A 26,666-nucleotide genomic window follows, 5' to 3' on the forward strand; every position below is an offset into this window, starting at 1 on the left:
CGGCTTGCGGCGCGGGCCCCAGCCACCGATACCGATGGTCATGCCATCACGCAGTTGGCCGACGATCTCGGCGGTGCTCATTTGCTTGTCCATCGTCATGTTCCTCATTGGCGACCGACACTGAAGTCGTGGCCCCAGTGGCTGACCACGGTGCTTTCGAACGGTGTGTGGCGATCCCAGTCGACCACCAGGCCATCGCAGCCGTATTCCAGGTCAAACCCGGACGGGGTCTTGATATAGAAAGAAATCATCTGGTCGTTGGTGTGCTGGCCGAGGGTGGCCGAAAGCTTCACGCCGTTGGCGTGCACGCGGTCCAGGGCGCGACCGACTTCGTCCAGCGCGTTGACCTCGACCATCATGTGTACGCAGCCGTGGGGCATCGGGCACTCGAAAATCGCCAGCGAGTGGTGCCGGCCGTTGTTGCAGTGCAGGAAGTGGATGCGCTTTTGCGGTTCGGCCGGGTCCGGGGTGAAGCGGACTTTCATCAGGTCCGACAGGCCGAAACCGAGCACCTGTTCGTAGAAGTCGCGGCAGCGTTCGAAGGCTGGCGCCGGCAACACCACGTGGCCCATGCCAAGGTCGTTGGTGACAAAACCTTTGACGCCGACCGGCGAGACGAAACGGGCGAAGTCCTGCAGCGGTCCCCAGAACAGTTCGTGGCGATTGCCATCCGGATCACTGAAGTGCACCAGTTCCTGAACCTTGCGCAATTCGGCCTCGACGGTGGTGCCACGGGTCACTTGCACGTCGGCCTGTTGCAGATCGAGGACTGCCTGTTCCAGCGCCGCCTTGCCGGCCACTTCCCAGCCGCAGGCACCGAAGCCGTTGTCGGCATTTTTCTGCACCAGGATGCGGTAATGGCGCTCGTCCATTTTCAGGTACAAAAGCTCATCGTCGCCGCTGACCATCATGCCCAGCACCTGGCTTGCGTAGTGACGCCATTGCGCCAGGTCGCTGGACAGCAGGGTGACGTAACCCAGACCACGGATATCCATGGATGCACTCCTCGTTTTTCTCAGGCGGTGCCGCCCTTCGGCGACTGCCGGGGGAGACTTTATGTAGGGCCTATTCAAGCGGGTTCGGGGAGGGGCAACATCGTCCAATGGGACTAGCGGATTTGATGGCGCGGAACATGAAAAACCTGTGGGAGCGAGCTTGCTCCCACAGGGCATTGGTGCAGGCTAAAAAAACGGGCCATACAGGCCCGCTTGAGGAAGGTTCAGAGGTATGAAACTTATCTTTTCTTACATTCTTCAAGCTCGTTTTGGCTTTTCAAAGTCGTAGCTATACCTAACCGATACTTGCAGTACTGGATGACCAGCTGTCGCTCCGTATCGCTTAGCTCACTCAATTTTTTGTCATCTGATTCGTACGCGAAAATATTTTCAAACTTCATCTGAAGTGTCGGACTTTTCTTGATGAAGAATACTTTTTCCGGGTAAGCGTCTTCCATCTTTTCGTAAAAGCCAATGTAGAGGAAAGCGAAGAGTGCGATCGGAAAAATAATAAGCAGCGGCTTCATGATGAAGGTGGTTGCATGAGTTGGGTTTTGATTCGAAGGATTCTCACCAGGTCCATCCCGATGTTGCCAGGGCAAATTTTTCCTTCGCCGGCTTGCATGGGGAATTCACGGTGCCCACCCAAAGTAGTCACCCTGAAAACACTGGTCAGAGCTTGAATCAAGTTCAGTAGCGCGTCGATTTGTACGGCAGGGATTTTCTGGTCCATATTGCCATGCATGGTTTCAAGAGCCTGACGGGCAATAGAAACCATATCGCCACCTTCTTCTGCGGTTGTCAGGTTTTCCAGCAAAACGATGCCAATAACACCTGTGTTGTAGTTACGTACGTTTGAGCCTTTGAACCGGATGTCCCGTCCCTCAAAGACTTTACCCATACAGTCGATGCCATAGTGGTAACCGATGTCATCAAATTTAGCCTGATGCTCGCTCTGAATCGCAAGCATTTGTCCTGCGCCGAAACCACAGCCCACACTTCTACCTGCATGGTGAAGTGCGATCATCGAGTAGTCCCAGTCATCAACCATTTCGCCTTTTGCTTCATGAGCTCCCCAGGACGATCTTTCTACAAATTCATGACCATTTTTTCGGGCGAGCCTAATGATTGCTTCTCTGATCGCAGCTCTATCGTTGACAGTAATGGTAGTAAGGGTTGCTGGATCGTAGGGATTGACTTCGGTCGCCCTTGCCTTAAAAGCAAATTGTTGAGCCATTTTTGATCGCTCTTGAGGTAGCGAGCTTGCTACTGGCTTGGCTTTTGGCAACGATGGCTTGCGTTGAGCGGCAGGTACGGCAAGAGGATAATCCTGCGATCCCGCTCGCCGACGCATTCCGATGCGTGAATACCTGCCTGTCGAGTCTTCACTCAACGGGCTGAAAGGTTCACTGCGGACCAACAGCCAATCGCCGTTTTCCACGGTAGTCAGTATTCGCTGCATATCGTCGTACAACAGCCGACCACGCGAACGGCCATGAGCATGCAAAAAATCATCCAGCCCCAAGACCTCGTCGCGGCGGCTCAGAAGCGCCTGCCGTACCATGGACTTGGCAAAGAATGGCGATTCGATTTGATTGAAACCTATACCTTGACGCTCGCGGTCTTGCTGACGAATAAGGCGCATCCTCATACACCATCCTCCATAATAACGACGCGTTCCAACAACATTGATGGGCGTCGATTTCCTTGTTGAGGACGGCAGAATAAACGCCCTATAGACCACTCGGTCAAGGCGCAGAAATCCCTGTAGGAATAGTCGCTGAGACTGCGCCATTTTGACCTTGCCGCAGAACCTGTGGGACCGAGGTTACTCCGGGCGGTGAACCGACGAAGGCGGCCTGATGTTCAACATCAATGTTGACTGTGCTGACCTCTTCGCGAGCAAGCTCGCTCCCACAGGGGTAAGTGGTGTTGCGGGTTTATGTAGGCGGGTCGATTTGATCGAGTACACGGTTCGCGGTGATCTCGGCGAGCATGACGCTGTTGGAAATGCCCAACAGGGCATTGCGGTCACCGCCCTCCAGATGATCCACCAGTTGATGGACCATCACATCGACCGAGGCCAGGGTCTCGACCAGATAGACCACCAGGGTTTCGGTCGTGGCCCCGGGGTCGACGCTGAACAGCGTGCTGATTGTTCGAGGGGTGGCTTTGATGTCGGCTGTTGAGGGGAAGTGGTAAGCGAGGGCTCGCTCGGCGGCTTCGTTGAGTTTTTTGGAATCGGGTTCGTTCGGGGATGCCGGATCGGCTTCCGGGGGATTAGGTGAAGGCTTGATCATAATTCCGTCTCCAGATATTGGAGCCGTCACCCAATTGCGACCAAACAAGGGGGTGGCAGCTGTACGCAGGTTAGTCGACCGGGGAGACACGAAACCGGCGCGCCCGAGAGCGCCCTGCGCACAGCTACCATCAAGCGCAGACATGAAATGACCTGACTCTCTGGAACGCATGCACGCTTCGTGTAACCACAGGCGACTAAACCCGATCACTGATTGGCAGTGACGCGAATCAAGTTACCGAGGGGGTCCAAAGCGCACAAGCCGGCGGATTCTGGCGTACCTGTAGGCAACGACGCAAGGCGTTGTAGCTTTCATCAAGTAACACTGACAGCCGTTAAACAGGCGCTGATCAAAGGCCAAACCGGTAGCTGGAGCTGTCCCCAAAACCTGTGGGAGCGAGCTTGCTCGCGATGGGGCCATACCAGTCAACATCGATGTTGAATGTAAGACCGCCATCGCGAGCAAGCTCGCTCCCACAGGGGGTATGCAGTGGTCAATGCCCTATCCGGCAGGCATAAAAAAACGGGCCTTGGGGACCCGTTGGAAAGTTGGCCTGACGTCCGTGCCAGGCCTGAGACACAAGCGATCAATTGCCTTGTGCTACTTCCTGTGGCGAGGGGGCTTGCCCCCGTTGGACTACGAAGTAGTCCCAAGACCGGGCGACTCGGAATGTCTGAAAAACCGTGCAGCCCTGTTTTGCGACCGCTTCGCGGCCGAACGGGGGCAAGCCCCCTCGCCACAGGTTCGGTCCGAATGGAGAACATTCGTTAACCGGCTAGCTTCGTCCGGGCATCAACCCTTGCGAAAATGCGGGATCACCTTCTCGCCAATATTCTTCAGGGTCTCCAGCTGCGCCCACTGCGGCACGGTGCCCATCTGGCAGATGAACAGGATTTCGTCGGCGCCGGCATCGATCAAGCGCTGCACATAATTGATGCAATCCTCGACGGTGCCGTAGGCGTGGTTGGGGTTCATCATCGCCATGGTGGGGTCGGAGAAATCGACGCTGACTTCTTCGGAGGCGAAGCGCGACTTGATCACGCTCTGGCCGTTGCCGTCGACGAAGGTGTCGTCTTTCCACTTCTCCGGGTCCGGACGCTCGCCACCGCCGTACCAGTAGCCCAACGATTCCATGAAGTAACGCTGACCACGGATGCCAATGCGGCGCGCTTCTGCGTTGTCTTCCAGCACGATGGCCGGGCACAGCGCGGCGATGTGACGGTTTGGACGGAAGCCCACTTGCTTCTTCTCATCGCGGTTTTCGTAGGCCGTGTGATACACCTCGACCTTCTTGGCGATCTCTTCCGGGCCACCGAAGCCCAGCACCAGCGCGCCCATGCCGCGACCGCCGGCGTTTTTCAGCGACTCGGTGTTGGTGCATGCCAGGTACATCGGCGGGTGCGGATCCTGGTAAGGCTTTGGATGGATCGGACGCTTGGGGATCTGCACGAAGTCGCCGTTGTGTTCGATTTCATCCTGCACGAACATTTTCGGGATCAGGTACATCATCTCGTCGATCTGCGGCTGCAAGGTCGCCAGGTCGTAGCCGAAGGTGCCGGCTTCCTGTTGGGTGCCGCCCTTGCCCACACCGAAATGCACACGGCCCTTGGACAGCAGATCGAGGGTGGCGATGCGCTCGGCGACTTTCACCGGGTGGTTCATCGCCGGAGGCAGGCAGACCACGCCGTGGCCGATGCCGATACGCTCGGTTTTACCGGCCACGAAAGCCAGCATGGTTTCCGGCGCGGACATGTGCGAGTAGTTGCTCAGCGCGGTGTGTTCCACGCACCAGAAAGTGTCGAAGCCAAGCTTGTCGGCGAGTACGGCCTGTTCGACCGTGTCTTCAAAAATCTTGCGGTCGCCTTCACGGCTGGAGTCCACCGTCTGGGCTTCGTAAATCAGGGAAAATTTCATGGGTGATCCTTGTGCTTATTTGGATGCGCAGTCGGCGCCGTAGACCTTCGCCTTACCGTCAATGCTCGTGCATCGACGGGGCGCTCGAATCACGCAAACGGACTAGCCGATTTATAGGTAAAGAGCCGGGCATCGCGTCAGAGGAAGAAGTCGTTGCTGTCCTGGCCCATGCTGACGCCGCCAAGGTTCCAGGCGTACTTGGCCGGGCTGTTGGCGACGTGGGCGCGACCGGTGTGAATGTCGCGGAAGGCACGGTTGATCGCATGACTGCGGAAGATCGTCGAAGCACCGCTGTTGAACATCAGGTCGCCAACGGCCTTGGCGCACTTGTCGGCCACCAGCGCCGAGTCGTAACGCATCTTCACTCGCTCGGGCATGCTCAACGGCTCCCCCTTCTGCGCGCGCTCAAGCATCAGGGCGAAGTTGCGCAGCAGCACGGTCTTGCATTCATCGACGCAGACCATGGCGTTGGCCAGCGCCAATTGCGCGGCCGGATCCTGAACCATTTTGCGACCGTCATTGACTCCGACCCGCGCACGGTTGTGCTCGACAAACTGATCCACCGCGCCTTGCAGGGCACCGATGGCGGACGACGAAACCGCACGCACGAAAATCTGCCCGAACGGCAGGCGGAACAACGGTGCAGTGTTCACCTCGTTGCCCGGGCTGTTCTGCATGAAACCGTCGAACGCGCGATGGGTGCGGTACTCCGGCACGAAAGCGTTCTCCACCAGAATGTCGTGGGAGCCAGTGGCTTCCAGGCCCATGACATTCCAGTTGTCGAGAATCTGATAGTCACTGCGCGGCACCAGGAACGTCCGATAATCCGGCGCCCCACCCGCCTCTGCCGGCGGCACCAGCGCACCAAGGAACACCCAGTCGCAATGCTTGCTGCCGGAAGAAAAGCCCCAGCGGCCGCTCAACTTGAAGCCACCTTCGACCCGCTCGACCTTACCCACCGGCATATAGGAAGACGAAATCAGCACGCTGGAATCGCTACCCCAGACATCCTGCGCGGCGCGGTCGTCGAACAGCGCCAGTTGCCAGTTGTGGATCGCCACCACCCCCAGCACCCAGGCCGAGGACATGCAGCCTTCGGCGAGGGTCATCTGTACCTCGAAGAAATCCTTGGGCTCCAGCTCATAGCCTTCCCAGCGGGACGGTTGCAGGATGCGAAAGAACCCGGCGTCCTGGAAATCCTTCAGGGTTTCTTCGGGCAACTGGCCGGCTTGCGCAGCGTTCAGGGCGCGCTCACGCAGGATCGGCACCAGCTCGCGGGCACGTTGGCTCAGACGCTGGCGAATCAGGTCTTGATTGAGCATTTTTATTGTTCTCCTTTGTTCACCCCATCCGCCGGGGCGCGCGTGCAACGGGGCGGGTGTAGCGCCCCTACACTGGCATTCAAGCAATGCGCAACAGAGTGGACATCCCTCAAACGGACCATGTGGTTTTGGGGAACAGGTATCTGGGGGGTATCTGCAAGGGGGCGTGTTGGCTGACAGGCCGTCTTCGCGGACAGGCTCGCTGCCGCATTGGATCTCAGGTTTTACTTAGGACTTGTGGCCACGGAAGATCCCTGTGGGAGCGAGCTTGCTCGCGATGGCTATGTATCAGGCGATGATTATTTTGTAGGGGTACATATCCGTTGCTGCGGTAACGGCGGCTTATGGTTCCGCCCTTACGGCACCCGAGGCGGCCTACCGGCCGGCCTGGTTATTGGGGACGTTCGTCTGTGCGGTACCTGGTCGACTGGCCGGCCGCCATCGCGAGCAAGCTCGCTCCCACAGGTACTGAGTACATCTGCAAGCAATTGGTTGGCTGGCAGGCCGTCATCGCGAGCAGGCTCGCTCCTACAGTTGGGCCGGGTACATTCGGAAGAAATTGGTCGGCTGACAGGCCGCCATCGCAGGCAAGCCAGCTCCCACAGGGATTGCGGACATCTGCAAATACCAGGTCGGCTGTCAGGCCGCCATCGCGAGCAGGCTCACTCCTACAGAAGAGCAACGGCAGATCGGCATACCCCCACGTTCTTCACCACTCATCAGGCCGAGCGTTAGCTCGCCTGCAGCTCTTGATCTTGATCCACCCGCCCCCTCGGCAGGCTGAGCGGAGGCGTTCATCCGGGGGGTGGGCGCGCAGCGCCGTTCGGCGTAGCCGAACACATCGAGAGGAGGTCGAGCGAAGCCGACCGGAGGCGATGCCCCCGGATGAATGCCGGAGCGAAGGAACCCCGAGCCTAAGCGAGGGGCCGTACGTCAGGGGCGAGACCTTTTGGTTACTTTTTGGGCGTTTGCCAAAAGTGACCCGCTGTAAGAGCGGAACCATAAGCCGCCGTTACCGCAGCAACGGATATGTACCACGCCCCCCAAGCCTAGTCCCCTCGGACGATGTTCCAGATAGACACCAGAGCAAGAATCCATCGCACTCCCCAACCAACAAAAAGGCCCAGTGCGATGAACGACGCCAACCTCAAAGCCGACATGCTCCAGGCCATGCGCCGCCTGGCCAAGTCAGTCACCATTATCAGCACCAGCAACGGCTCCGAACGCTTCGCCATGGCCGCCACCGCGGTCGATTCCCTGAGCACCGAACCGCCATCGCTGCTGATCTGCGTCAACAAGACCGCCTCACCCCACGCCGCACTGGCGACCGGCGCGGACTTCTGCGTGAACATCCTCGGCGTAGAACAACAAGACCTGGCCAACCTGTGCAGCGGCGCGATAAAGGGTGAAGCACGCTTCGACCGTGGCAACTGGCTGACCAGCCCCGGCGGCATCCCTTACCTGGGTGACGCACAGTCGGCGATCCTCTGCCGTCAGGACGGCCACTTCAGCTACGGCACCCACACCGTGTTCATCGGACGCATCCTGCAGATCCACACCACTGACGCCATCACCCCGCTGGTCTACCTCGACGGCAGCTACACCACCACCGCCAAACCAGCACCTTCTCTCGCTGCGGCTGGCTGAGGCCCGAACATGGACAGCCTGAACCGGTTGACGGCGTTGCGAGTGAACAGCGCCGACCAGTTGCCATGGGATGACCGCTGCGACTTGCTGATCGTCGGGTTTGGCGGAGCCGGCGCCTGTGCCGCTATCGAAGCCAGCACTCGCGGCCTGTCGGTGCTCGCACTGGATCGCTTCGAAGGCGGCGGCGCCACGGCACTCAGCGGTGGCGTGGTCTACGCCGGCGGCGGTACGCCGTATCAGCGTCAGGCTGGTTATAAAGACACCAGCGAGGCGATGTTCAATTACCTGCGACAGGAAGTTGGCGAGGCCGTCAGCCCCGAGACGCTACGGGATTTCTGCGAAGGCAGCCGCGAGCAACTGGCCTGGCTGGAGCGACAAGGCGCGGCCTTCGAAGCCAGCGTACCGCCGCACAAGACCTCGTACCCGAGCGACCAGTACTACCTTTATTACTCGGGCAACGAAGCCGTACCGGCCTATGCCGCCAGCGCCAAGCCGGCGCCCCGCGGCCATCGTACCAAAGGCCCGGGCATGTCCGGCGCCAGTCTGTTCGCCCCGCTCAAGGCCAGCGCCTTGCGCCACGGCGCACGCCTGCGCAGCCAGTGCGAAGTGCGGCGGCTGGTGCTTGACCTAGACGACAAGGTCATCGGCGTCGAAGCCTGGCAGTTGCCGTCGGCTAGCCGCGCAGCCAAACAACATTCACGTCTGTCGCGCTGGGCCGCGGCCTTTCATATGTACGCTCCGGCGTTGGCCGACCGCTTGCGCGCCCGTCAGCGCCATATCGAACAGACCAGCGCCATACGCCAGTTGATTCGTACCGAGCAGGCGGTGTTGCTGAGCAGCGGCGGTTTTATTTTCAATCGCGAACTGGTGCGCCAGCACGCGCCGCAGTACCTGGCCGGTTTGCCGCTGGGCGCCACCGGGTGCAACGGCAGCGGCATCGCCCTGGGCCAAAGCGCCGGTGGCAGCGTGGCGCGGATGCACAAGGTCAGCGCCTGGCGTTTCATCAACCCGCCACTGGCCTGGGCCCGCGGGCTGATCGTCAATGCCCGCGGACAACGTTACGCCAACGAAGAAATCTACGGCGCGACCCTCGGCCACGCCATGGTCGAAGAACAGGACGGTCGCGCCATTCTGGTGCTCAACCGCGCGCTGGTTCGAGAAGCACTCGGTCAGGTAGGCCCCGGCAAAGTGTGGAATTTCCAGCGCCTGCCGGTGCTGCTCAATTTGCTGTTCAACGCCAAACGCAGCAGCAGCCTGGCCGGGTTGGCCAAACGCTGCAATCTGCCGCCGGAACTGCTGCGTCAGAGCGTCGAACGTTACAGCCGCGCGGCGCGAGGCGAATTGGCCGACGAGTTCGGCAAATCCGCGGCGATGCTCGCCAACCTCGACCAGGGCCCGTGGTACGCCCTCGATCTTTCATTCGCCAGCAAACTCTTCCCCTGCCCGGTCATCACCCTGGGCGGGTTGAAAGTCTGCGAGGCCAGCGGTCGGGTGCTGGACCATGCCGGCCAGCCAATAAACGGCCTGTACAGCGCCGGCCGCAACGCGGTCGGGGTCGCCTCCAACCTGTATGTCTCCGGCCTGTCACTGGCCGATTGCATCTATTCCGGTCGCAGGGCTGCTGCCCACGTGGCCGACCAATTCGCACTTCAAACCGCACGATCAGGAGAACAACAATGCAACGTGTAGAAGGCAAAGTCTGCATCATCACCGGCGCCGCCAGCGGCATCGGTCGCGAAGACGCCCTGCTGCTGGCCCGCGAAGGCGCCAAAGTGGTACTGACCGACCTCAATGAAGAGGCCGGTCGCCAGGCCGCTGCGGAAATCGGCGCCAACGCGCTGTTCATCCGCCACGACATCGCCAGCGAAAGCGACTGGCAACACGTGGTCAAGACCACCGTGGAACACTTCGGCCGCCTCGACGTACTGGTCAACAACGCCGCGATCCTGGCGGTGGGCAGCATCGAGGACACCACCCTTGAGCTGTGGCAGAAGGTGCAGAAGATCAACGGCGAAGGCTACTTCCTCGGCTGCAAGTACGCGATCCAGGCCATGAAGGAAACCGGTGGCGGCTCGATCATCAACATGTCGTCGGTGGCCGCGTTGGGCGCGATGCCGATGTTCTGCGCTTACTCGGCATCCAAAGGCGCAGTGGCGGCGATGACCCGCTCCATTGCCTTGCACTGCAAGCAGCAGGGCTACCGCATCCGCTGCAACAGCGTGCACCCCGATGGCGTGAACACGCCGATGACCCAGGCCCTGGCCGGTGGTCAGCCGATCCCGCAGGAAGCACTGGACCAGGATCCGATGAACCGCATGGCCGCGCCACGGGACATTGCCAATGTGGTGCTGTTCCTCGCCGCCGACGAGTCGCGATTCGTCAACGGTGCCGAGATCCGCGTCGACAACGCCCAACTGATCAGCGGGCTCTGAGGCCGAGGTGAACATGGGCACGCAACAACAGAACCTGACTCCGGCTGAATCGACGGCGGCAAGCGTCTCATTGCAAGTGTGCGCGGTGATCGACGAGACCGCTGATGCGCGCTCGCTGGTGCTGGACGTACCGCCAAACCTGCGTGAGCGCTTTCGCTACAAACCGGGCCAGTTCCTGAGTTTTCGCGTGCCCTTGGCCGGCAAACTGTTGACCCGCTGCTATTCCATGGCCAGCTCGCCCCTCGCGGACGCACTGCCCAAGGTCACGGTGAAACGGGTTGACGGTGGGCGGGTGTCGAACTGGATGAACGAAGTCCAGGTCGGCGACTGGCTGGAAGTGCTGCCACCGGCCGGGCATTTCTGCCTGAGCCCGCAGGCGGAAACCGAAAAGCCCCTGGTCTTGTTCGGGGGCGGTTCGGGTATCACCCCGGTGTTTTCCATTCTCAAATCGGTGCTGCACAGCAGCCGGCGGCCGATCAAATTGATCTACGCCAACCGCGATGAAGCATCGGTGATTTTCAAGGACGAGCTGTGCCGGTTGATCAAGGCGCATCCTGATCAACTGCACGTGGTGCACGTCCTCGACTCGGTGCAGGGTTTCCTGACGGACCATCAGGTCCGTCATCTGCTGCGCGGATCGGCCGGCGGTGATTACTTCATCTGCGGGCCGGGGCCGTTCATGGACACCGTGGAGCGCACGCTGCTGGCACTGGGCGAAGCGGCCGAGCGGATCCATGTCGAACGTTTCGTCTCGCCACCGGACCCCGATGAACTGTTGGCCGAAGAAGCCGTGGCGCGAGCCGCGGCCATGCAATCGCAATGCGAAGCGCTGATCGTCGAACTCGATGGCCAGCAACACAAAATTACCTGCAAACCCGGTGACACCCTGCTGCAAAGTTGCAAGGCCGCCGGCCTGGACGTGCCATCGTCCTGTGAAGAAGGCTTTTGCGGCGCGTGCATGTGCGTGGTCAAGGAAGGTGAAACCCAACTGGCGCGCAACGACGTGCTGACGCCAAAGGAACTGGCCGACGGCTGGACACTGGCCTGCCAGAGCCGCCCGACGGGTGCCCGGGTACGCCTGAAATTCCCGGATTGATATTCAAGACAAACACTGTACCTGTGGCGAGGGGGCTTGCCCCCGTTCGGCTGCGAAGCAGTCGTCGCTTTAAGATTTTGGGGCCGCTTCGCAGCCCAACGGGGGCAAGCCCCCTCGCCACAGGTTGCTTTTGACTGGCCAACATTGCGTGGCCGGGGCTTTGTCGCCTTAGTCTCATTGGACGATCACTCAGGCCAAGTCTGCAGTTAGACTCGACCCCAGCATTAGCCCACAACAACAAAAGAGGTGCAGTTATGGCTCGTTTGCAGAATAAGATCGCGGTGGTCACCGGCGGCGCTTCGGGTATCGGTCTGGCCTGCGTGCGCCGTTTCGCTGCCGAAGGCGCGCAAGTGGTCGGGCTGGACATCGGCAGTGCACCGGCAGACTTTCCCGGCCTGTTCATGACCCTGGACGTGCGCGACGAAGCGCAGGTGCAGCAGGTCATGCAAGAAGTCATCAGCCGCTTCGGGCGCATCGACGTACTGGTCAACGCCGCCGGCGTCGCCGACCAGGGCAGCGTGACCCAGACCACCACCGCCAGCTGGCAACGGGTGATGGACATCAACCTGACCGGCAGCATGCTCACCAGCAAATACGCGCTGGAATCGATGGTGTCGCAACGCGGCGGCTCGATCATCAACGTCGGTTCGATCTTCGGCCTGCAGGGCTGCGACGGCAACGTGGCCTATAACGTATCCAAGGGCGGCATCAACCAGCTGACCCGCTCGATGGCCATCGACTACGGCTACGCCAACGTTCGCGTCAACGGCCTGTGCCCGGGCCTGATCGAAACGCCGATGACCAGCATGGTCCGTGACAATGACGCGTTCCACGCGTTTTTCGCCTCGCAGCACATGCTCAGCCGCTCCGGGCAACCGGAAGAAGTGGCCAACGTCGCGCTGTTCCTGGCCTCGGACGAAGCGTCCTTTGTCAGCGGCCAGATGATCGCCGTGGACGGTGGTTTCTCCGCCGGTCGCCGTTTCGCCCCGCCCGCCCAGTAATTCGCAATCCGGCCGGGCGCCCTGCCCGGCCTACTCCCTTTTTCGTACTTGTCTTCTAACCGGGGAGGCCCCATGCCGCCTGTCGCCACCGCACTGACCATCGCTCAACTGTTCGCCAACGCTGCCCAGGCCTACGGCGACCGCCCGGCCATTGAGGACGCGGGCCACGTCATCAGCTACCGACAACTGGACCAACTGCGCCGCCAGGCTGCCCGCGCACTGCTGGCCCTCGACGTACAGGTCGGGGACCGCGTGGCGATCTGGGCGCCCAACGTATGGGAATGGATCGTTGCCGCCGGCGCCCTGCAAAGTGTCGGCGCCGCTCTGGTACCGCTCAATACCCGGATGAAGGGCAGCGAGGCCGGCTACATCCTGCGCGAAAGCGGCACCTGTGTGCTGTTTGCCATCGGCGAATTCCTCGGCGCGGACTACCCCGGCATGCTGGCGTCGGAAGACCTGCCCGCACTGCGCCACATCGTCAGCATGCGCGGCGCCAATGCGGGCACCCTGGCCTGGGAGCGGTTTATGGACCTGGGGACCGACGTGCCGCACCTGGCCCTGCGCACCCGCGAACAGAGCGTTGGCCCGCAGGCCTTGTCCGACGTGCTGTTCACCTCGGGCACCACCGGCAAGCCCAAAGGCGTGATGACCAGCCACGGCCAGAACCTGCGCATCGTGCGCGACTGGAGCGACATCGTCGGGCTGCGCGAAAGCGATCACTACCTGATCGTCAATCCGTTCTTCCATTCCTTCGGCTACAAGGCCGGTTGGCTGGCAGCGCTGATGCGTGGCTGCACCCTCCTGCCGCAGCAAGTGTTCGACGTGCAGGCCGTGCTCGAATGCGTGCAGCGCGAACGCATCACCGTGCTGCCCGGGCCGCCGACGCTGTATCAATCGTTGCTGGCCCATCCGCAGCGCAGCGAGTTCGACCTCAGCTCCTTGCGCGTGGCGGTAACCGGGGCGGCGGCGATTCCCGTGGAGATGATCCACCGCATGCGCGACGAACTGGGTTTCGCCACCATCGTCACCGCGTATGGCCTGACGGAAGTCTGCGGTTTCGCCACGATCTGCCGCGCCGGCGACTCTGCGGAACTGGTCGCCAACACCAGCGGCCGGGCGATGCCGGGGGTAGAAGTACGCTGTGTCGGCAACAGTGGTCGCAGCCAGCCGGCGAACATTCCCGGTGAAGTGCAGATTCGCGGCTACAACCTGATGCAGGGGTATCTCAACAACCCCGAAGCCAGCCAGGAGATTCTCGACGCCGACGGCTGGCTGCACACCGGCGACATCGGCATGCTCGACGAACAGGGTTACCTGCGCATCACCGACCGCCTCAAGGACATGTTCATCACCGGTGGCTTCAACGTGTACCCGGCGGAGATCGAACAGTGCCTGCTGACCTATCCGGGCGTGGCCCAGGCCGCGGTGATCGGCATTCCTGACGAGCGTCTGGGTGAGGTGGCGATGGCGTTCCTGCTGCCCGCCCCCGGGATGGACATCGAGCAAACCCGATTCCTCGCCTGGTGCCGTGAGCAGATGGCCAACTACAAGGTGCCGCGCCGGGTGCAGGTGCTGCAGAGCATGCCGATCAATGCGGCGGGCAAAGTGACGAAGAATGTGTTGCGCGAGTGGGCTGAAGCGGGGATTGAGTGACTTAGGTCACTCAGTCATTTTTTCAGTCGACAACTACCTCTGTGGGAGCGAGCTTGCTCGCGATGGCGGCAGAACATTCAACATCCATGTTGACTGACCTGGCCCTATCGCGGGCAAGCCCGCTCCCACAGGATTTGAGGATTCACACAGATTTCGTGTCCGACACTGATCAACTGTGGGAGCGGGCTTGCCCGCGATAGCGGAGTGTCAGCCAACATCAATGCTGGCTTTGCCGGCCTCATCAAGGGCAAGCCCACTCCCACAGTTTTTTGAGTTTTGCCGATTAGTCAGACCACCCGCGCCGGATGCTGCTGGCGAGGGTCGCCGAGCATGGCGCGGTGAGACGGTGGCTGACGGCCTTCGGCTTCGCTGATGCCGTAGCCAGGGGCGATTTCGGCGGTGATCAGGGTCTGTCCGGACAACGCCATCAACTGCGGATCATTGAGCAAGGCATGAATCACCCGCCCGTTGAATTGCGGGGTTTCGGCATGGGCGAGAAACGCCTGGTACTGCTCGCCATGCTGTTCGCCGGCAATCTTCGTGCGCTCGGTCAGTTGCGGGCCGAGCCACAACGACAACGCCGCCACGCCCTGCCCTTCGAAATCGATCGCCATGTCCGCCGCCAGTTTGTCGACCCCGGCCTTTTGCGCACCGTACGCCGGACCATGCATGTAGCACCCGGCGCCGAATGACGAAGTGAAGCAAACCAGCCCTTGGGCACTTTTCAGCAACAGCGGCGCGGCGTAGTAGCTGGCGATATAGGCCGAGCGCAGACCGACGTCAAGAATGCGCACCAGGTCCAGGGGTTTGGCCCAGAACGGTCCGGGTTCGATCAACTGGTCATGAATGAACGCGGCGTTGTTCACCAGCAAATCCAGATGCCCGCACTCGGCTTCTACTCGGGCAAACAGCGCCTGGACCTGCGCGTCATCGGCGTGATCGCAGACCACCGCGATACCGCGCCCACCGGCGGCGGTGATCGCGGCGGCGGTGTCCTCCAGCGAGCCGCGCAAGGCATGTCCGTACAATTTCGACCCGCCCTGCGCCGGGGCGCGGCCAGTGACGTACACGATCATGCCGGCCGCCCCGAGGGCCAAGGCGATGCCCTGGCCCACTCCGCGACTGGCACCGGTAACGACAGCAATCTGTTGACGTGGCTGATTCATTCGACACTCCCGAACAAGGTTTTCGCCGAAGCGGTTTCGCTCTGGCGCTTGATGTGATTGGCTGCCAGGTACCCGAAGGTCATGGCCGGGCCGATGGTCGAACCGGCACCTGGATAAGTGCGGCCCATCATCGAGGCGGCGCTGTTGCCGATGGCGTACAGGCCGCTGATCGGTTCTCCGTCTTCATGCAGCACGCGGGCGTGCACGTCGGTCAGCAAGCCACCCTTGGTGCCGATGTCGCCGGCGTCGATGCGCACGGCGTAGAACGGTCCCTTGAGCAACGGTGCCAGGCATGGATTGGGTTGCACGTTCGGGTCGCCGTAGTAGCGGTCGAACAGTGATTCGCCCTTGTGGAAATCCTCGTCGATACCCTGCACGGCCATGCCGTTGAAGCGCTGCACGGTGCGGACAAGTCCGGCGCCGTCGACGCCGATTTTCGTTGCCAGTTCCTCCAGGCTCGACGCCTTGTGGAAGTAGTCGCGCAGATGTTCGGGCAATTGCCAATCGCGCTGGGCATAACCCGGCAGCAAGGCGCCGCACGGGTATTTGCGCCGGAACTCGGCGTCGAACACCATCCAGCACGGCACGCTCGCGGCGCCTTCGCGGTGGTTGGCGTACATCGCGTAAACAATATCGGTATAAGGCGCGGCCTCGTTGACGAAACGCTCCCCCGCCGCGTTGACCATCACACACCCCGGCAGGGTGCGTTCAACGAACAGCGCACGCTGTTTTTCTTCGCCCTTGACGTAAGTGGTCGGCGCCCACCAGCTGTGTTCCATCAACGCGGTTCGCGCGCCGATGGCCTGGCCGGCGCGAATGCCGTCGCCGGTATTGTTGGGCGGCGTGGCACTCCAGTTCGCCTGGGACGGCTGCGGCAGATACTGCTCGCGCATCGCCTGATTACGCTCGAAACCACCGGCGGCAACGATCACCCCGTAGCGCGCCTTGACGTTGAGCAGCTGACCGTTGCGATTGACCCGCGCACCACCGACCCGGTCGCCGACCAGCAGCAGTTCTTCGAGTGCACAGTTGAGCCACAGCGATTTGCCGCGATCCTGCAACGAACAGCGCAAGGCACCGATCAAGGCATTGCCCAGGGTCAGGAAGCGGTCACGGCGAGACAAGCGTCGACCCTCGCGATCACGCCAGTAACGCCACATCACCCGCAGGGTCAGGCGCAACCAGCCGGGGCCACGGCACAGCAGCACTTGCGCCTCTTTCATGGTCATCGCCATGCGCCCCATCATCAGGGTGCCGGGGGACGGCGCGCGCATGCGCAGGAATTCTTCGCCGAGTTCGGCGGCGTCAAACGGTTGCGGATCCATCGAGCGATAACCCGGTTTTCCGCCAGCGACTTCCGGGTAGTAATCAGCGTAGCGCGGTTGCGCCTCGAAGCGCACGCGGGTGTGTTTTTCCAGGTACTCGACCATCTCCCGGCCGTGTTCGACATAGGCTTCGATGCGCCCGTCGTCAATCTCGCCATGGGTCACTGCGCGGATGTAGGCAATCGCTTCGGCCGCCGAATCACTGCCGCCGATGGCGTTGATCCGGTGGTTGTTGGGGATCCATATCCCGCCGCCGGACACTGCCGAGGTGCCGCCGTACTCGCCGCTCTTTTCGATCAGCAGCGCATTCAGGCCCAGGTCATGGGCGCGCAGCGCAGCGGTCATGCCACCGGCTCCCGAGCCAATCACCAATACATCACAGCACTCGTCCCATTTGATCCCGGCAGCGTTCATGCGATCACCCTTGCTCAGCGCCCATCAGGCAGAAACCGCCACCGCCGGATCTTCGCCCGGTGCAGTCGGTCTCGGGATTGTTGGCCGCACGCGCCCGGTGTTCATCGTCCGAAAAGACTAAGGCCTGGACTGTGGTCGCCCCGTACAAATCGCTTAGTCCGCTTGGACGATGTTGCGTGCAAGTCGTGACTCCATAGTCGCCCACAGCACCAATCACCCCCCTGAAATGCAGGTCGGGCAGGTCTGACCTGGGCCATGAGGACGACATGATAAAAACAATAATCGCCCCACCAACACAGCACCCTCGCGTACAGCTGGCTTTGCTGTTGCTGGCTGGCGGATTAAGCGCTCACGTTAACGCCATGAGCTTTCAGCCGAGCGAAGACTTGAGCATCGATTGGGACACCACACTGACCTACAGCCTCGCCTGGCGGACCGAGTCTCGCGATCACAAGCTGACCGCCAATGCCAACGGCAACGACGGCGACAACGCCTTCGACAAAGGCAGCCTGATCAACAATCGCAGTGGTTTTCTCACCGAAGCCAACATCAAGTGGCAGGACGACTACGGCGTGTTTGTCCGGGCAACCGGTTTCTACGACAACGTCTACGATCAGGACAACGACAACACCACCGGCACCTCGAACTGCTTCGCCGGCGGCCATTGCAGCAAACCCGACCGTTTCTCCCAGGACACCATCGACCAGCATCGCAATGAATTGCGCATGCTCGACTACTACGCCTATGGAAACTGGGACGTGAGCGGCCATGCCCTCAACGCGCGCCTGGGCAACCAGGTGGTGAGCTGGGGTGAAAGCCTGTTCTATCCGGGTATTTCCGCGGCCCAGAGCCCGGTGGACGCGACCAAGGCGACTACCCCCGGTGTCGAGGTCAAGGAAATCCTGCTGCCGGTCGGCCAACTGTTCACCCAGTTCGCCCTGACCGAAAGCCTGGGTATCCAGGCCTACTACCAATACAAGTGGGAGAAAACCGAGCTGTTCGGCGTGGGTAGTTACTTCTCCACCACCGACTTCATCGATGAGGGCGGCTTCAACGACGCCTCCGGATTCGTCACCCGCCTCAAGGACGACAAGCCGAGCGACAGCGGCCAGTACGGTCTGGCCTTCACCTACGCCGCCGAGTCGTTGAACAACACCGAGTTCGGCATCTACTACTCGCGCTATCACGACAAGACCCCGTCGCTGGACTTCGCCTCGACCCTGGGACGCTACCAGGTGCGCTACTTCGACAACATCGACCTGTTCGGCGCGAGCTTCGCCACCGTGCTGGGTGACGTCAGCTGGGCCGGTGAAGTCAGCTACCGCGACGGTACGCCGGTGATGGTCGACAACGGTTTCTCCAGCCCCGTGCGTGGCAAGACCGTACAAGCGCAAACGTCAATGATCTACGTGCTCGGCCCGACCTCCTTCGCCGACAACACCACCCTGACCGGTGAGGTGGTCTACAACACCGTGATCAGCAACGACAAGTCGCAGCCAGTGACCCTGGCCCCTGGCTTCGCGCTGCCGGGCACCGACAGCCTGGTCTATGACCGCGATGCCTGGGGCTACACGGTGCAGGCGAACTTTGACTACAACGACGTGTTCAGCGGTTGGGACATGTCGGTGCCTGTCACCTTCAGCGCCGCCGCCCACGGCGACAGCTCGATGGTCGGCTCGATCAACGCTGGCCAGAACGATAACCGCGCCAGTATCGGCAGTTCCTGGCGTTACCTGGGCAACTTCACCGTCGAGGCCCGCTACAACGCCTACCTCGGCAATGCCAACAACAGCCCGTTGGCTGACCGCGACAACGTCGCGCTCAACTTCAAGTACCGGTTCTGATTCCCCTGTCGGAGGAGCACAGCATGTCCAGATTCACCCAAACATTATTGAGCACGGCGCTGACCGTCGGCCTGCTCGGCAGTGGCCTGGCCTACGCCAAGGTCAGCCCCGAAGAAGCCGCCCGCCTGGGCCAGGACCTGACCCCGATGGGCGCCGAAAAAGCCGGCAACGCCGACGGCAGCATCCCGGCCTGGACCGGCAAATGGCGTGGTCTGCCACCGGGACTCAAATACGCCGGCCCCGGCACCCCGTATCCGGACCCGTACGCCGCGGAAAAACCGCTGTTCGTGATCGATTCGAAGAACATGGACAAGTACGCCGATAACCTGACCGATGGCCAGAAAGCGCTGCTCAAGCGTTACCCTGATACGTTCAAGATCCCGGTGTACCCGAGCCACCGCGACTTCCGCCTCGATCAGCGCCTGGAAGACCAGGTCAAGAAAAACGCCGTCACTGCCGAACTCGACAATGACAACAACGACACCAGAAACGCCTGGGGTGCCTCGCCATTCCCGATCCCGAAGAACGGCAGCGAGTTGATGTTCAACCATACCTTGCAGGGGCGCGCCAGCACTGAAGAGGCCAACTACGGCCAGGCAGTGGTGTACTCCAACAAGGAAAAGGTACTGGAAGAGGTCGACTACAAGATCTTCTCGATCTGGTCGACCCCGGACAAAACCCTGGATACCGCCAACGGTGTGTTCACCCACTTCATGATCACCACACTGGAACCGGTACGCAAGAAAGGCGAGATCGTGGTCGGTCACGAGTTCATCAACCCGACTGCCTCCCCGCGCCAGGCCTGGCAGTACAGCCCGGGCCAACGCCGGGTACGTCGCGCGCCGACCGTGGGTTATGACTCACCAACCGGCGCTGGAGGTTTTCGCGTGTACGACGAAGACCGCTTGTTCAACGGTGCGCCGGACCGCTACAACTGGACCATCGTCGGTAAAAAGGAAATCTACATCCCGTACCACAACTACAAGATCGACGACCCCAGCATAACAACCGACCAGATCCTGGACACCACCGGCCACGTCGATCCGCAGTACATGCGCTACGAGAAACACCGCGTCTGGGTGTTGCAGGCCAACCTCAAGGAAGGTGCCCGCCACGTTTACGCCAAGCGCGTGATGTACCTGGACGAGGACACCTGGTCCGCGACCATGGCCGACAACTACGACAGCCGTGGCCAGTTGTGGCGCACCAACATGCAGACCTCGATCTACGCCTACGAGATGCAGCGCTACCACGCTCGCCTCGGTATCTACCACGACCTGATCGCCGGCTCTTACCTGGTTGACCGCATGCTGGTCAATCAGAAACCGGCCAAGCTCAACGCCACCGCCTTCACCGACGACGAATTCACCCCTGGCAACCTGCGCAAACTCGGCACCCGCTAAACCCATGACGCCCCGACCGATTCATTCGGTCGGGGCGTCATGCTTTGTAAAATTCGCTCCTTCCACGGAAGAATTCCCATGAACAAACTTCTCACCGGCATCATCGCCATGGCCAGCGTTGGCCTGTCGATGCAAGCCAACGCCCTGAACATCCTGCTGACCAACGACGATGGCTGCCGCGCTCCAGGCATCGATGCGATGTACCGCGCCCTGACCGCGGCCGGGCACAAGGTCACCCTGGTCGGCCCGTTGAACGACAGCAGCGGCATCAGTGCCGCCAGCGTGGTCGTACCCGGCCAGGCCCTGGCGGTGACCGAGCTGGCGCCGGGGCGCTTTTGCGTCGGGCCGCCGGAAGGCTACGCCCCGCCCGCCGGCAAGACTTCCGCCATTGGCACGCCGGTGGATGCAGTCAACGTCGGCCTCGACGTGATCCTCAAGGACTCGCCGCCAGACCTGGTGGTGTCCGGCAGCAACTTTGGCGAAAACGTCGGCCCGCTGACGCAGATGTCCGGCACTCTCAACGCGGCTGTGCGGGCGATGTTCAAGGGGATTGCGGCGGTGGCGGTGTCCACGGGTATCGACATGGACCTGATCATCCGCGACCAACAGGCCGGCTACCGCAAGACCCTCGGCGCCATGGATGACACGGCGCGTTTTGCCGTGAAGGTCATAGAGCAGGCGAGCCTGGCCGGCACCGAAGCCAAACAGGCCTGCGCCAGAAACAAACATCAGTGTGATTTGAATGTGCTCGGTCTGCCGGGCGTCAGCGGCCTGAACCTCAACTACCCACCCCTGAAACCCGATGAAGTCAAAGGCGTGAGCTTTGCCCCGATAGGCAACTGGGATCGGGTGAACTTCACCGCCCAGCGCGGCACCGACGGCGTGGTCCACGTCAACCTGACCACCCCGTCGACACCGACCCAAGCCCAGCAAAAGGCCGATGCCTATCAACTGTGGCAAGGCCACGCAGTGATCACTGTGATCGACGGCAACATGACGGCACCGCAGGCGGTGCAGGATCAGGCGAGGAAGATGTTGAGCAGCATCAAGCCTTAAGCCAAAGCGAGCGCACGCAACATCTGCGGACAACCCAAAATTAGTGTGGGAGCGAGCTCCCACAGGGTTAGCGGGTGTACGCAACATCTACGGGTATCCAAAAAACATTGTGGGAGCGAGCTTGCTCGCGATGAAGCCAGCACATTCAAAATAGTTGTCGGCTGACACACCGCCATCGCGAGCAAGCTCGCTCCCACAGGGTTATCAGGTGTACGCAGCATCTGCGAACAGCCAAATCTACTGTGGGAGCGAGCTTGCTCCGGGCGGCGTTCCGACGATGGCGGCAACCCGGTTCCGGATCAAACCCATATCGCATCCCACAGCGGATAATCGCCAAGCTTCCCAACCAACCCAGCTCGCAATGGATTGGCAACGACATATCGAGCCAGCTTCACCAAGTCCTCATCCCGCCGCAGTGCCCGATCGTGATAGCCCTGCTGCCAAAGACTGCCTCTACGTCCGACGGACATGTTCACGGCCCGCGTACTCAATGATTTGGTTTTTTGCATCAGTTCGCTAAGAGAGCACTGCTTCAGCTCGATCAACCAATGAAAATGATCGGGCATGACAACCCAGGCCAAAGAGTTCGCCCAGTATTGTTCCTGTGCAAATTGAAATTGCTTAACGACCAGCCTGCCCAAACCGAAATCCTTGAAGACCGGTTCTCGATTCAGCGTGTTGCTCGTCAACAGGTAAACCCTGTTGGGCTCGGCATAGCGGCCGATGCGCAGACGATATGAAGCAGGTAAATCAGGCATTCCTTTGCCCTCTCCATGGTGAATTCAGGAGTAAGGCTAGACCGGTGAGTGTTTGGGCATGGGATCGACTGTTAACTGGATGTGACCAATAGATAGCCATCGCGAGCAAGCTCGCTCCCACAGGGTGAGGGGGTGTACGCAAAATCTGCGGACAACCGAAATTACTGTGGGAGCGAGCTTGCTCGCGATGAGGCCAGCACATTCAAAATAGTTGTCGACTGACACACCGCCATCGTCGGAACGCCGCCCGGAGCAAGCTCGCTCCCACAGATTTTTGTGTTGGCTCTAGCCTGCCGGTTGAAACGGCACAAACTCCGTCACCTCCAGATCAAACCCGGACACGGCCTTGTACGGCACCGGCGAACTCATCAGGCGCATTTTTCGTACGTTCTGGTCGCGCAGGATCTGCGCGCCGATGCCCAGGGTCCGTTGCGGAAACTGCGGCGTACGCAGCTTGCCGCCGCTACGCTGGCGCAACTGCTCGAGCACGCCGTCGGCGGTTTCCTTTTGAGCCAGCAACACCAGTACGCCGTTACCGGCGGCGGCGATGCTCGCCAGCGAGCGTTCGAGGGTCCACTGCTGCGACCCGCCTTCGCTTTCACACCCCAGAACGTCGCGCAATGTCTCGATGCTTTGCACCCGCACCAGCACCGGCTGACTGCTGTCGATCCGCCCCTTGACCAGTGCCAGGTGTAACGCGCCCTGGTAGGTGTCCTGATAGGTCGTCACCTGGAACTCGCCGTGGCGGGTGTGCAACGGGTACTCGTCGCCGCGCTCGATCGTGCCTTCATGCAGGATGCGGTAGTGAATCAGGTCGGCAATGCTGCCGATGCGCAAGCCATGAAGTTGGGCGAACTCATGCAACTCGGCGCCACGGGCCAGCTCGCCGTCCTCGTTGAGAATCCCCACCAGGGTCGCCGCCGGCTGCAGCCCCGCCAGTCGTGTCAGGTCGCAAGCGGCCTCGACATGCCCGGCCCGCTGCATCACGCCACCGGGCAAGGCCTGCACCGGGAAAATGTGCCCCGGCTGCACCAGGTCCGCCGGGCCGCTGGCCGGGTCGACCGCCACCTGGATCGACCGCGCCCGGTCCGCCGCCGAAATGCCGGTAGACACCCCGGTGGCCGCCTCGATCGAACGGGTAAAACCCACGCCGTGTTGCGCCCGGGAGTTGGGCACCATCAGGTCCAGGCCCAGCGCGCGGCAGCGCTGCTCGGTCAGGGCCAGGCAAATCAACCCGCGTGCCTGCACCGCCATGAAGGTGACGGCCTCGGCCCCGGCCTGTTCGGCGGCCATCAGCAACGAGCCTTCGCCATTGTTTTCGTCGTCGGTGATCACCACCATGTGACCTGCACCAATGGCCTCGATCAGTTGCGGCACTGTGTTGAAAGCCAGGCTGCTCATTGGAGTGCTCCACGCAGATCGGCGCAAGCCTCTGACAACGCTTGGGCTGCGGCTTCAACAAAAGGTGTCATGCTGATAAAGCCGTGAATCATGCCTTCGTAACGCTGCGCGCGCACCGGCACACCGGCTTCGCGCAGGCACTCGGCCAATGCCTCGCCCTCGTCCCGCAGCGGATCGAACCCGGCGGTGAACAACGTGGTCGGCGGCAAGCCTGCCAGGCTTTCGGCTCGCAACGGCGAGGCCAGCGGATCATCCGCTTGTCCATCCTCTTGCAGGTATTGCTGCCAGAACCAGCGCATCGCCTTGGCGGAAAGCAGATAACTTTCGGCGAATTCCTCAAAGGACTGACTGTCACAACCGGCATCGGTGACCGGGTAGAACAGGCATTGATAGCTGATCTTCGGTCCCTTGCGTTGCGCCGCCAATTGGCTGACCGCCAGTGCCAGATTGCCACCCGCACTGTCGCCGGCCACGGCCAGTCGGCCGCCATCGAAGCCAAGCTCGGCTGCATGCGCCACCAGCCAGCAGGTCGCCGCATAGCAATCGAGCGGTGCGACCGGAAATTTGTGTTCAGGCGCCAATCGGTAGGCAACCGACACCACCACCGCCTCGGTCTGGCGGGCCAGCGAGCGGCAGAGATTGTCGTGGGTATCGAGATTGCCCATGACAAATCCGCCGCCATGGAAAAACACCAGCAACGGCAGGTCGGGCGCTTCCGATGGCCGGTACAGCCGTGCGTCCAGATCACCGTCCGCGCCGGCCACTTTCAGATCGCGCACCTCGCTCATCGGATCGCCGGGGATGGCCGGCAGCAGGTTATCGGAGAACTGCCGGTACTGAGCGGCATCGACCTGGCTGAAATCGGGTTCCGGGAGGTCGCGAAATTGCTGGAGAACCCCAGCGATCTGCTTATCGAGCGGCATGGGCATCGTCCTCTACGTCGGCCATTTGAAACTGCGGATTGGTCTCGCCCAGGATGCTTTGTACCCGGCGCTCAAGGGCCGGTCTGAAACCCTTGTGAGGCAGGATCCAGAAGCGTTTTTGCGCGACGGCGGCGAACACTTGCGCGGCCAGTTCAGCTGGGGTCATGCCCTGGCGAATGGTGCTGTCGAGCAGTTGGCTGAAGTCGGATCCGGCAGTGTCCACCACCTGGTTCGACGCCATGATTTCACTGGCCACCGGCCCCGGGCACAGCACCGAAACCGACACCGGCGCACCGAGCATGGCAAGTTCGTAATGCAGGGTTTCCGAGAGCGCGACCACCGCCTGCTTGGTCACGTTGTACGGTGCCATCAGCGGGCTGCTGACCAGCCCGGCAAGGGATGCGGTATTGATCACATGGGCCGCCCGGCCCTGGCTGAGCAACAGCGGCACGAAACTGCGAATGCCGTTGATCACTCCGCTCAGGTTGACGTCGAGCATACGCTGCCATTGCGCCTCGGTGATTTCCCAACTGAAGCCGGTTTGCATCACCCCAGCGTTGTTGAACAGCAGGTCGACCCCGCCAAAGTGCGCGACCGCTTGATCGCGCAAGCGCTCGACCTGCGTCACATCACCGACATCGGTGACGCAGGCAATTGCTTGCACACCGCTGGCCTTCAGTTCGTCGCACAGGGCTTGCAGGCCCGCTGCATCCCGATCCGCCAGCACCAGGCGCATGCCCAGCGTCGCCGCGTGTTCGGCCAGGCCACGGCCAATACCACTGGCGGCCCCGGTAATCACCGCTACCGGCCCTTGTTCATTACTCATCGCCAACTCCTGCCATGGGTCCAATGGCGCCAGTAGAGCGGGCCTGCTTAAAGCAGCCATCGTCCATTCAGACGATGCCCGCTTTTACAGGGCCGGCAGAATCCCTTACATGCGCCAACCCCGTGATCCCTTGGGAGAATAATAAGATGAGTACCCTGCACCGCATCGAAGCCAAATTACTGGAAGACCGCTACGCCCGCGGCTGGCATTGCCTGGGCCTGGCCGCGCAATACCGCGACGGCAAGGCCCATCGCCTGGAGGTGTTCGGCACCCGTTTGGTGGCGTACCAGGGTGAAGACGGCGAGCTGCATATTCTGGATGGCTACTGCCCGCACATGGGCGCCGACCTCAGCACCGGTTGCGTCGAAGGCAACTCGATCCGCTGCCCGTTCCACGCCTGGCGCTGGGGCGCCGACGGCGTCTGCGACGACATCCCTTACGCCAAACGCATTCCGCCACGAGCCAAAATCAAAAGCTGGCCGATCATGGAGGAAAACCAGCTGCTGTTCGTCTGGAATGACCCCGAAGGCAACCCGCCGCTTCCGGAACAACGCATCCCGCGCATCGACGCCTGCTTCAGCGACGAGTGGGCTTCCTGGGAAGTCGCCGAGTTGCAGATTGACACCAACTGCCGCGAACTGATCGACAACATCGCCGACATGGCGCACTTCGGCACCGTGCACGGTGCACCGGTTGATGAGTTCATCAACGTCTTCGAAGGCCACCTGGCGACCCAGATCATGCGTGCCCGCAGCGAGCGTCTGTCCGGTGACAGCCTGTTGACCACCGAAGCCACCTACTTCGGCCCGGCCTATCAGATCACCGAAATGAACGGCGCCATGAACGGCCAGCCGATCCATTCGATCCTGCTCAACTGCCACGTGCCGATCGACCTCGGCAGCTTCACCCTGCGCTACGGCGTGCTGGTGAAGAAGATCCCGGGGCTCAGCGAGGAGCAGAACCAGGCGATGGCCAAGGCCTACGTGCAACAGGCCCAGGCAGCCTTCTACGAAGACGTGGCGATCTGGCACAGCAAGACTCGCGTCGACAACCCGCTGCTGTGTGACGGCGACGGTCCGGTCTACCAGTTACGCCGCTGGTACGAGCAGTTCTACACCGACGTCGCGGCGCTCTCGGCGGATGTGGCGGAGCACAAGAAGTTTGTCGTGCGCGCCAGCGAACGGGTCTGA

General features: G+C 61.4%; 22 protein-coding genes and 1 pseudogene. 10 read left to right on the forward strand and 13 right to left on the reverse strand.

Annotation, left to right across the window (positions count from 1 at the left end):
- The 7 genes and pseudogenes from PMI29_RS32145 to PMI29_RS00920 form a co-directional block, all read right to left on the reverse strand.
- A pseudogene (locus tag PMI29_RS32145) lies at positions 1-93 on the reverse strand (acyl CoA--acetate/3-ketoacid CoA transferase subunit alpha); the annotation flags it as partial.
- 11 nt (positions 94-104) lie between these two features.
- Positions 105-995, reverse strand: coding sequence for a VOC family protein (locus PMI29_RS00940; RefSeq protein ID WP_008004392.1), 891 nt, complete (start codon positions 993-995; stop codon positions 105-107).
- A 239-nt stretch (positions 996-1,234) separates the two neighbouring features.
- A complete protein-coding gene (locus tag PMI29_RS00935; RefSeq protein WP_008004394.1) occupies positions 1,235-1,522 on the reverse strand; it encodes a hypothetical protein in 288 nt (95 codons plus the stop codon).
- Positions 1,519-2,640 carry a peptidoglycan recognition protein family protein gene (locus tag PMI29_RS32780; protein WP_238541705.1) on the reverse strand — a complete coding sequence of 374 codons (1,122 nt, stop codon included), beginning with the start codon at positions 2,638-2,640 and terminating at the stop codon, positions 1,519-1,521. Before PMI29_RS32780 ends, PMI29_RS00935 begins: the two co-directional genes overlap by 4 nt.
- A 295-nt stretch (positions 2,641-2,935) precedes the next feature.
- Positions 2,936-3,295, reverse strand: a complete 360-nt coding sequence (locus PMI29_RS00930) for a DUF6124 family protein (protein WP_008004398.1) — start codon at positions 3,293-3,295, stop codon at positions 2,936-2,938.
- Between the two features lie 792 nt (positions 3,296-4,087).
- Positions 4,088-5,209, reverse strand: coding sequence for an LLM class flavin-dependent oxidoreductase (locus PMI29_RS00925; protein ID WP_008004400.1), 1,122 nt, complete (start codon positions 5,207-5,209; stop codon positions 4,088-4,090).
- A gap of 137 nt (positions 5,210-5,346) precedes the next feature.
- Entirely contained in the window at positions 5,347-6,531 is a 1,185-nt protein-coding gene (locus PMI29_RS00920) for an acyl-CoA dehydrogenase (protein ID WP_008004402.1), read from the reverse strand.
- Positions 6,532-7,662: 1,131 nt separating this feature from the next.
- Here PMI29_RS00920 and PMI29_RS00915 point away from each other — a divergent pair.
- From PMI29_RS00915 to PMI29_RS00890, 6 genes are all read left to right on the forward strand, one after another.
- Positions 7,663-8,178 (forward strand): flavin reductase family protein, encoded by a 516-nt coding sequence (locus PMI29_RS00915; RefSeq protein WP_007976920.1) that lies wholly within the window; start codon positions 7,663-7,665, stop codon positions 8,176-8,178.
- Positions 8,179-8,187: 9 nt separating this feature from the next.
- On the forward strand, positions 8,188-9,867 hold the full coding sequence (locus PMI29_RS00910; protein ID WP_008004404.1) for an FAD-binding protein: 1,680 nt from the start codon (positions 8,188-8,190) through the stop codon (positions 9,865-9,867).
- On the forward strand, positions 9,855-10,610 hold the full coding sequence (locus PMI29_RS00905; protein ID WP_008004405.1) for a glucose 1-dehydrogenase: 756 nt from the start codon (positions 9,855-9,857) through the stop codon (positions 10,608-10,610). Before PMI29_RS00910 ends, PMI29_RS00905 begins: the two co-directional genes overlap by 13 nt.
- A 13-nt stretch (positions 10,611-10,623) precedes the next feature.
- Positions 10,624-11,706, forward strand: coding sequence for a ferredoxin--NADP reductase (locus tag PMI29_RS00900; RefSeq protein ID WP_008004407.1), 1,083 nt, complete (start codon positions 10,624-10,626; stop codon positions 11,704-11,706).
- 254 nt (positions 11,707-11,960) lie between these two features.
- A complete protein-coding gene (locus PMI29_RS00895; protein ID WP_008004409.1) occupies positions 11,961-12,707 on the forward strand; it encodes an SDR family NAD(P)-dependent oxidoreductase in 747 nt (248 codons plus the stop codon).
- A 72-nt stretch (positions 12,708-12,779) separates the two neighbouring features.
- On the forward strand, positions 12,780-14,360 hold the full coding sequence (locus PMI29_RS00890; RefSeq protein ID WP_008004410.1) for a FadD3 family acyl-CoA ligase: 1,581 nt from the start codon (positions 12,780-12,782) through the stop codon (positions 14,358-14,360).
- 287 nt (positions 14,361-14,647) lie between these two features.
- Here PMI29_RS00890 and PMI29_RS00885 read toward each other — a convergent pair whose 3' ends face one another.
- Positions 14,648-15,526, reverse strand: coding sequence for an SDR family NAD(P)-dependent oxidoreductase (locus PMI29_RS00885; protein ID WP_008004412.1), 879 nt, complete (start codon positions 15,524-15,526; stop codon positions 14,648-14,650).
- Positions 15,523-17,265 carry an FAD-binding protein gene (locus PMI29_RS00880; protein ID WP_008004414.1) on the reverse strand — a complete coding sequence of 581 codons (1,743 nt, stop codon included), beginning with the start codon at positions 17,263-17,265 and terminating at the stop codon, positions 15,523-15,525. The genes PMI29_RS00885 and PMI29_RS00880 overlap by 4 nt, the downstream gene beginning before the upstream one ends.
- Positions 17,266-17,531: 266 nt before the next feature.
- Between PMI29_RS00880 and PMI29_RS00875 the strand changes: the two genes are divergently transcribed.
- The 3 genes from PMI29_RS00875 to surE all read left to right on the forward strand — a co-directional run bounded on the left by PMI29_RS00875 (position 17,532) and on the right by surE (position 21,568).
- Entirely contained in the window at positions 17,532-19,109 is a 1,578-nt protein-coding gene (locus tag PMI29_RS00875; protein ID WP_008004416.1) for a DUF1302 domain-containing protein, read from the forward strand.
- A 23-nt stretch (positions 19,110-19,132) separates the two neighbouring features.
- Positions 19,133-20,512, forward strand: a complete 1,380-nt coding sequence (locus tag PMI29_RS00870; RefSeq protein WP_008004418.1) for a DUF1329 domain-containing protein — start codon at positions 19,133-19,135, stop codon at positions 20,510-20,512.
- A 78-nt stretch (positions 20,513-20,590) separates the two neighbouring features.
- The gene (gene surE / locus PMI29_RS00865) at positions 20,591-21,568 is read left to right on the forward strand and encodes a 5'/3'-nucleotidase SurE (protein ID WP_008004420.1); all 978 of its coding nucleotides are present in this window, start codon (positions 20,591-20,593) and stop codon (positions 21,566-21,568) included.
- Positions 21,569-21,867: 299 nt separating this feature from the next.
- Here the strand turns inward: surE and PMI29_RS00860 are convergent, their stop codons facing one another.
- From PMI29_RS00860 to PMI29_RS00845, 4 genes are all read right to left on the reverse strand, one after another.
- Complete coding sequence (locus PMI29_RS00860) at positions 21,868-22,326, reverse strand: REP-associated tyrosine transposase (RefSeq protein WP_008004421.1); 459 nt, start codon at positions 22,324-22,326, stop codon at positions 21,868-21,870.
- Between the two features lie 285 nt (positions 22,327-22,611).
- Positions 22,612-23,727: a 3,4-dihydroxy-2-butanone-4-phosphate synthase gene (locus PMI29_RS00855; RefSeq protein ID WP_008004423.1), complete on the reverse strand. Its 1,116-nt coding sequence runs from the start codon at positions 23,725-23,727 to the stop codon at positions 22,612-22,614.
- Positions 23,724-24,650 (reverse strand): alpha/beta hydrolase, encoded by a 927-nt coding sequence (locus PMI29_RS00850; protein WP_008004425.1) that lies wholly within the window; start codon positions 24,648-24,650, stop codon positions 23,724-23,726. The genes PMI29_RS00855 and PMI29_RS00850 overlap by 4 nt, the downstream gene beginning before the upstream one ends.
- Positions 24,637-25,476, reverse strand: a complete 840-nt coding sequence (locus PMI29_RS00845; RefSeq protein WP_008004427.1) for an SDR family NAD(P)-dependent oxidoreductase — start codon at positions 25,474-25,476, stop codon at positions 24,637-24,639. Before PMI29_RS00845 ends, PMI29_RS00850 begins: the two co-directional genes overlap by 14 nt.
- Positions 25,477-25,622: 146 nt before the next feature.
- Here PMI29_RS00845 and PMI29_RS00840 point away from each other — a divergent pair, with 146 nt between their 5' ends.
- Positions 25,623-26,666: a Rieske 2Fe-2S domain-containing protein gene (locus PMI29_RS00840; RefSeq protein WP_008004430.1), complete on the forward strand. Its 1,044-nt coding sequence runs from the start codon at positions 25,623-25,625 to the stop codon at positions 26,664-26,666.

It is taken from the genome of Pseudomonas sp. GM49 (assembly GCF_000282355.1).
Classification (GTDB): domain Bacteria; phylum Pseudomonadota; class Gammaproteobacteria; order Pseudomonadales; family Pseudomonadaceae; genus Aquipseudomonas.

Coding starts and splice junctions, on each gene's coding strand:
- PMI29_RS00940 (WP_008004392.1), bottom strand. CDS start 995: ATGGATATCCGTGGTCTGGGTTACGTCACCCTGCTGTCCAGCGACCTG.
- PMI29_RS00935 (WP_008004394.1), bottom strand. CDS start 1,522: ATGAAGCCGCTGCTTATTATTTTTCCGATCGCACTCTTCGCTTTCCTC.
- PMI29_RS32780 (WP_238541705.1), bottom strand. CDS start 2,640: ATGCGCCTTATTCGTCAGCAAGACCGCGAGCGTCAAGGTATAGGTTTC.
- PMI29_RS00930 (WP_008004398.1), bottom strand. CDS start 3,295: ATGATCAAGCCTTCACCTAATCCCCCGGAAGCCGATCCGGCATCCCCG.
- PMI29_RS00925 (WP_008004400.1), bottom strand. CDS start 5,209: ATGAAATTTTCCCTGATTTACGAAGCCCAGACGGTGGACTCCAGCCGT.
- PMI29_RS00920 (WP_008004402.1), bottom strand. CDS start 6,531: ATGCTCAATCAAGACCTGATTCGCCAGCGTCTGAGCCAACGTGCCCGC.
- PMI29_RS00915 (WP_007976920.1), top strand. CDS start 7,663: ATGAACGACGCCAACCTCAAAGCCGACATGCTCCAGGCCATGCGCCGC.
- PMI29_RS00910 (WP_008004404.1), top strand. CDS start 8,188: ATGGACAGCCTGAACCGGTTGACGGCGTTGCGAGTGAACAGCGCCGAC.
- PMI29_RS00905 (WP_008004405.1), top strand. CDS start 9,855: ATGCAACGTGTAGAAGGCAAAGTCTGCATCATCACCGGCGCCGCCAGC.
- PMI29_RS00900 (WP_008004407.1), top strand. CDS start 10,624: ATGGGCACGCAACAACAGAACCTGACTCCGGCTGAATCGACGGCGGCA.
- PMI29_RS00895 (WP_008004409.1), top strand. CDS start 11,961: ATGGCTCGTTTGCAGAATAAGATCGCGGTGGTCACCGGCGGCGCTTCG.
- PMI29_RS00890 (WP_008004410.1), top strand. CDS start 12,780: ATGCCGCCTGTCGCCACCGCACTGACCATCGCTCAACTGTTCGCCAAC.
- PMI29_RS00885 (WP_008004412.1), bottom strand. CDS start 15,526: ATGAATCAGCCACGTCAACAGATTGCTGTCGTTACCGGTGCCAGTCGC.
- PMI29_RS00880 (WP_008004414.1), bottom strand. CDS start 17,265: ATGAACGCTGCCGGGATCAAATGGGACGAGTGCTGTGATGTATTGGTG.
- PMI29_RS00875 (WP_008004416.1), top strand. CDS start 17,532: ATGATAAAAACAATAATCGCCCCACCAACACAGCACCCTCGCGTACAG.
- PMI29_RS00870 (WP_008004418.1), top strand. CDS start 19,133: ATGTCCAGATTCACCCAAACATTATTGAGCACGGCGCTGACCGTCGGC.
- surE (WP_008004420.1), top strand. CDS start 20,591: ATGAACAAACTTCTCACCGGCATCATCGCCATGGCCAGCGTTGGCCTG.
- PMI29_RS00860 (WP_008004421.1), bottom strand. CDS start 22,326: ATGCCTGATTTACCTGCTTCATATCGTCTGCGCATCGGCCGCTATGCC.
- PMI29_RS00855 (WP_008004423.1), bottom strand. CDS start 23,727: ATGAGCAGCCTGGCTTTCAACACAGTGCCGCAACTGATCGAGGCCATT.
- PMI29_RS00850 (WP_008004425.1), bottom strand. CDS start 24,650: ATGCCGCTCGATAAGCAGATCGCTGGGGTTCTCCAGCAATTTCGCGAC.
- PMI29_RS00845 (WP_008004427.1), bottom strand. CDS start 25,476: ATGAGTAATGAACAAGGGCCGGTAGCGGTGATTACCGGGGCCGCCAGT.
- PMI29_RS00840 (WP_008004430.1), top strand. CDS start 25,623: ATGAGTACCCTGCACCGCATCGAAGCCAAATTACTGGAAGACCGCTAC.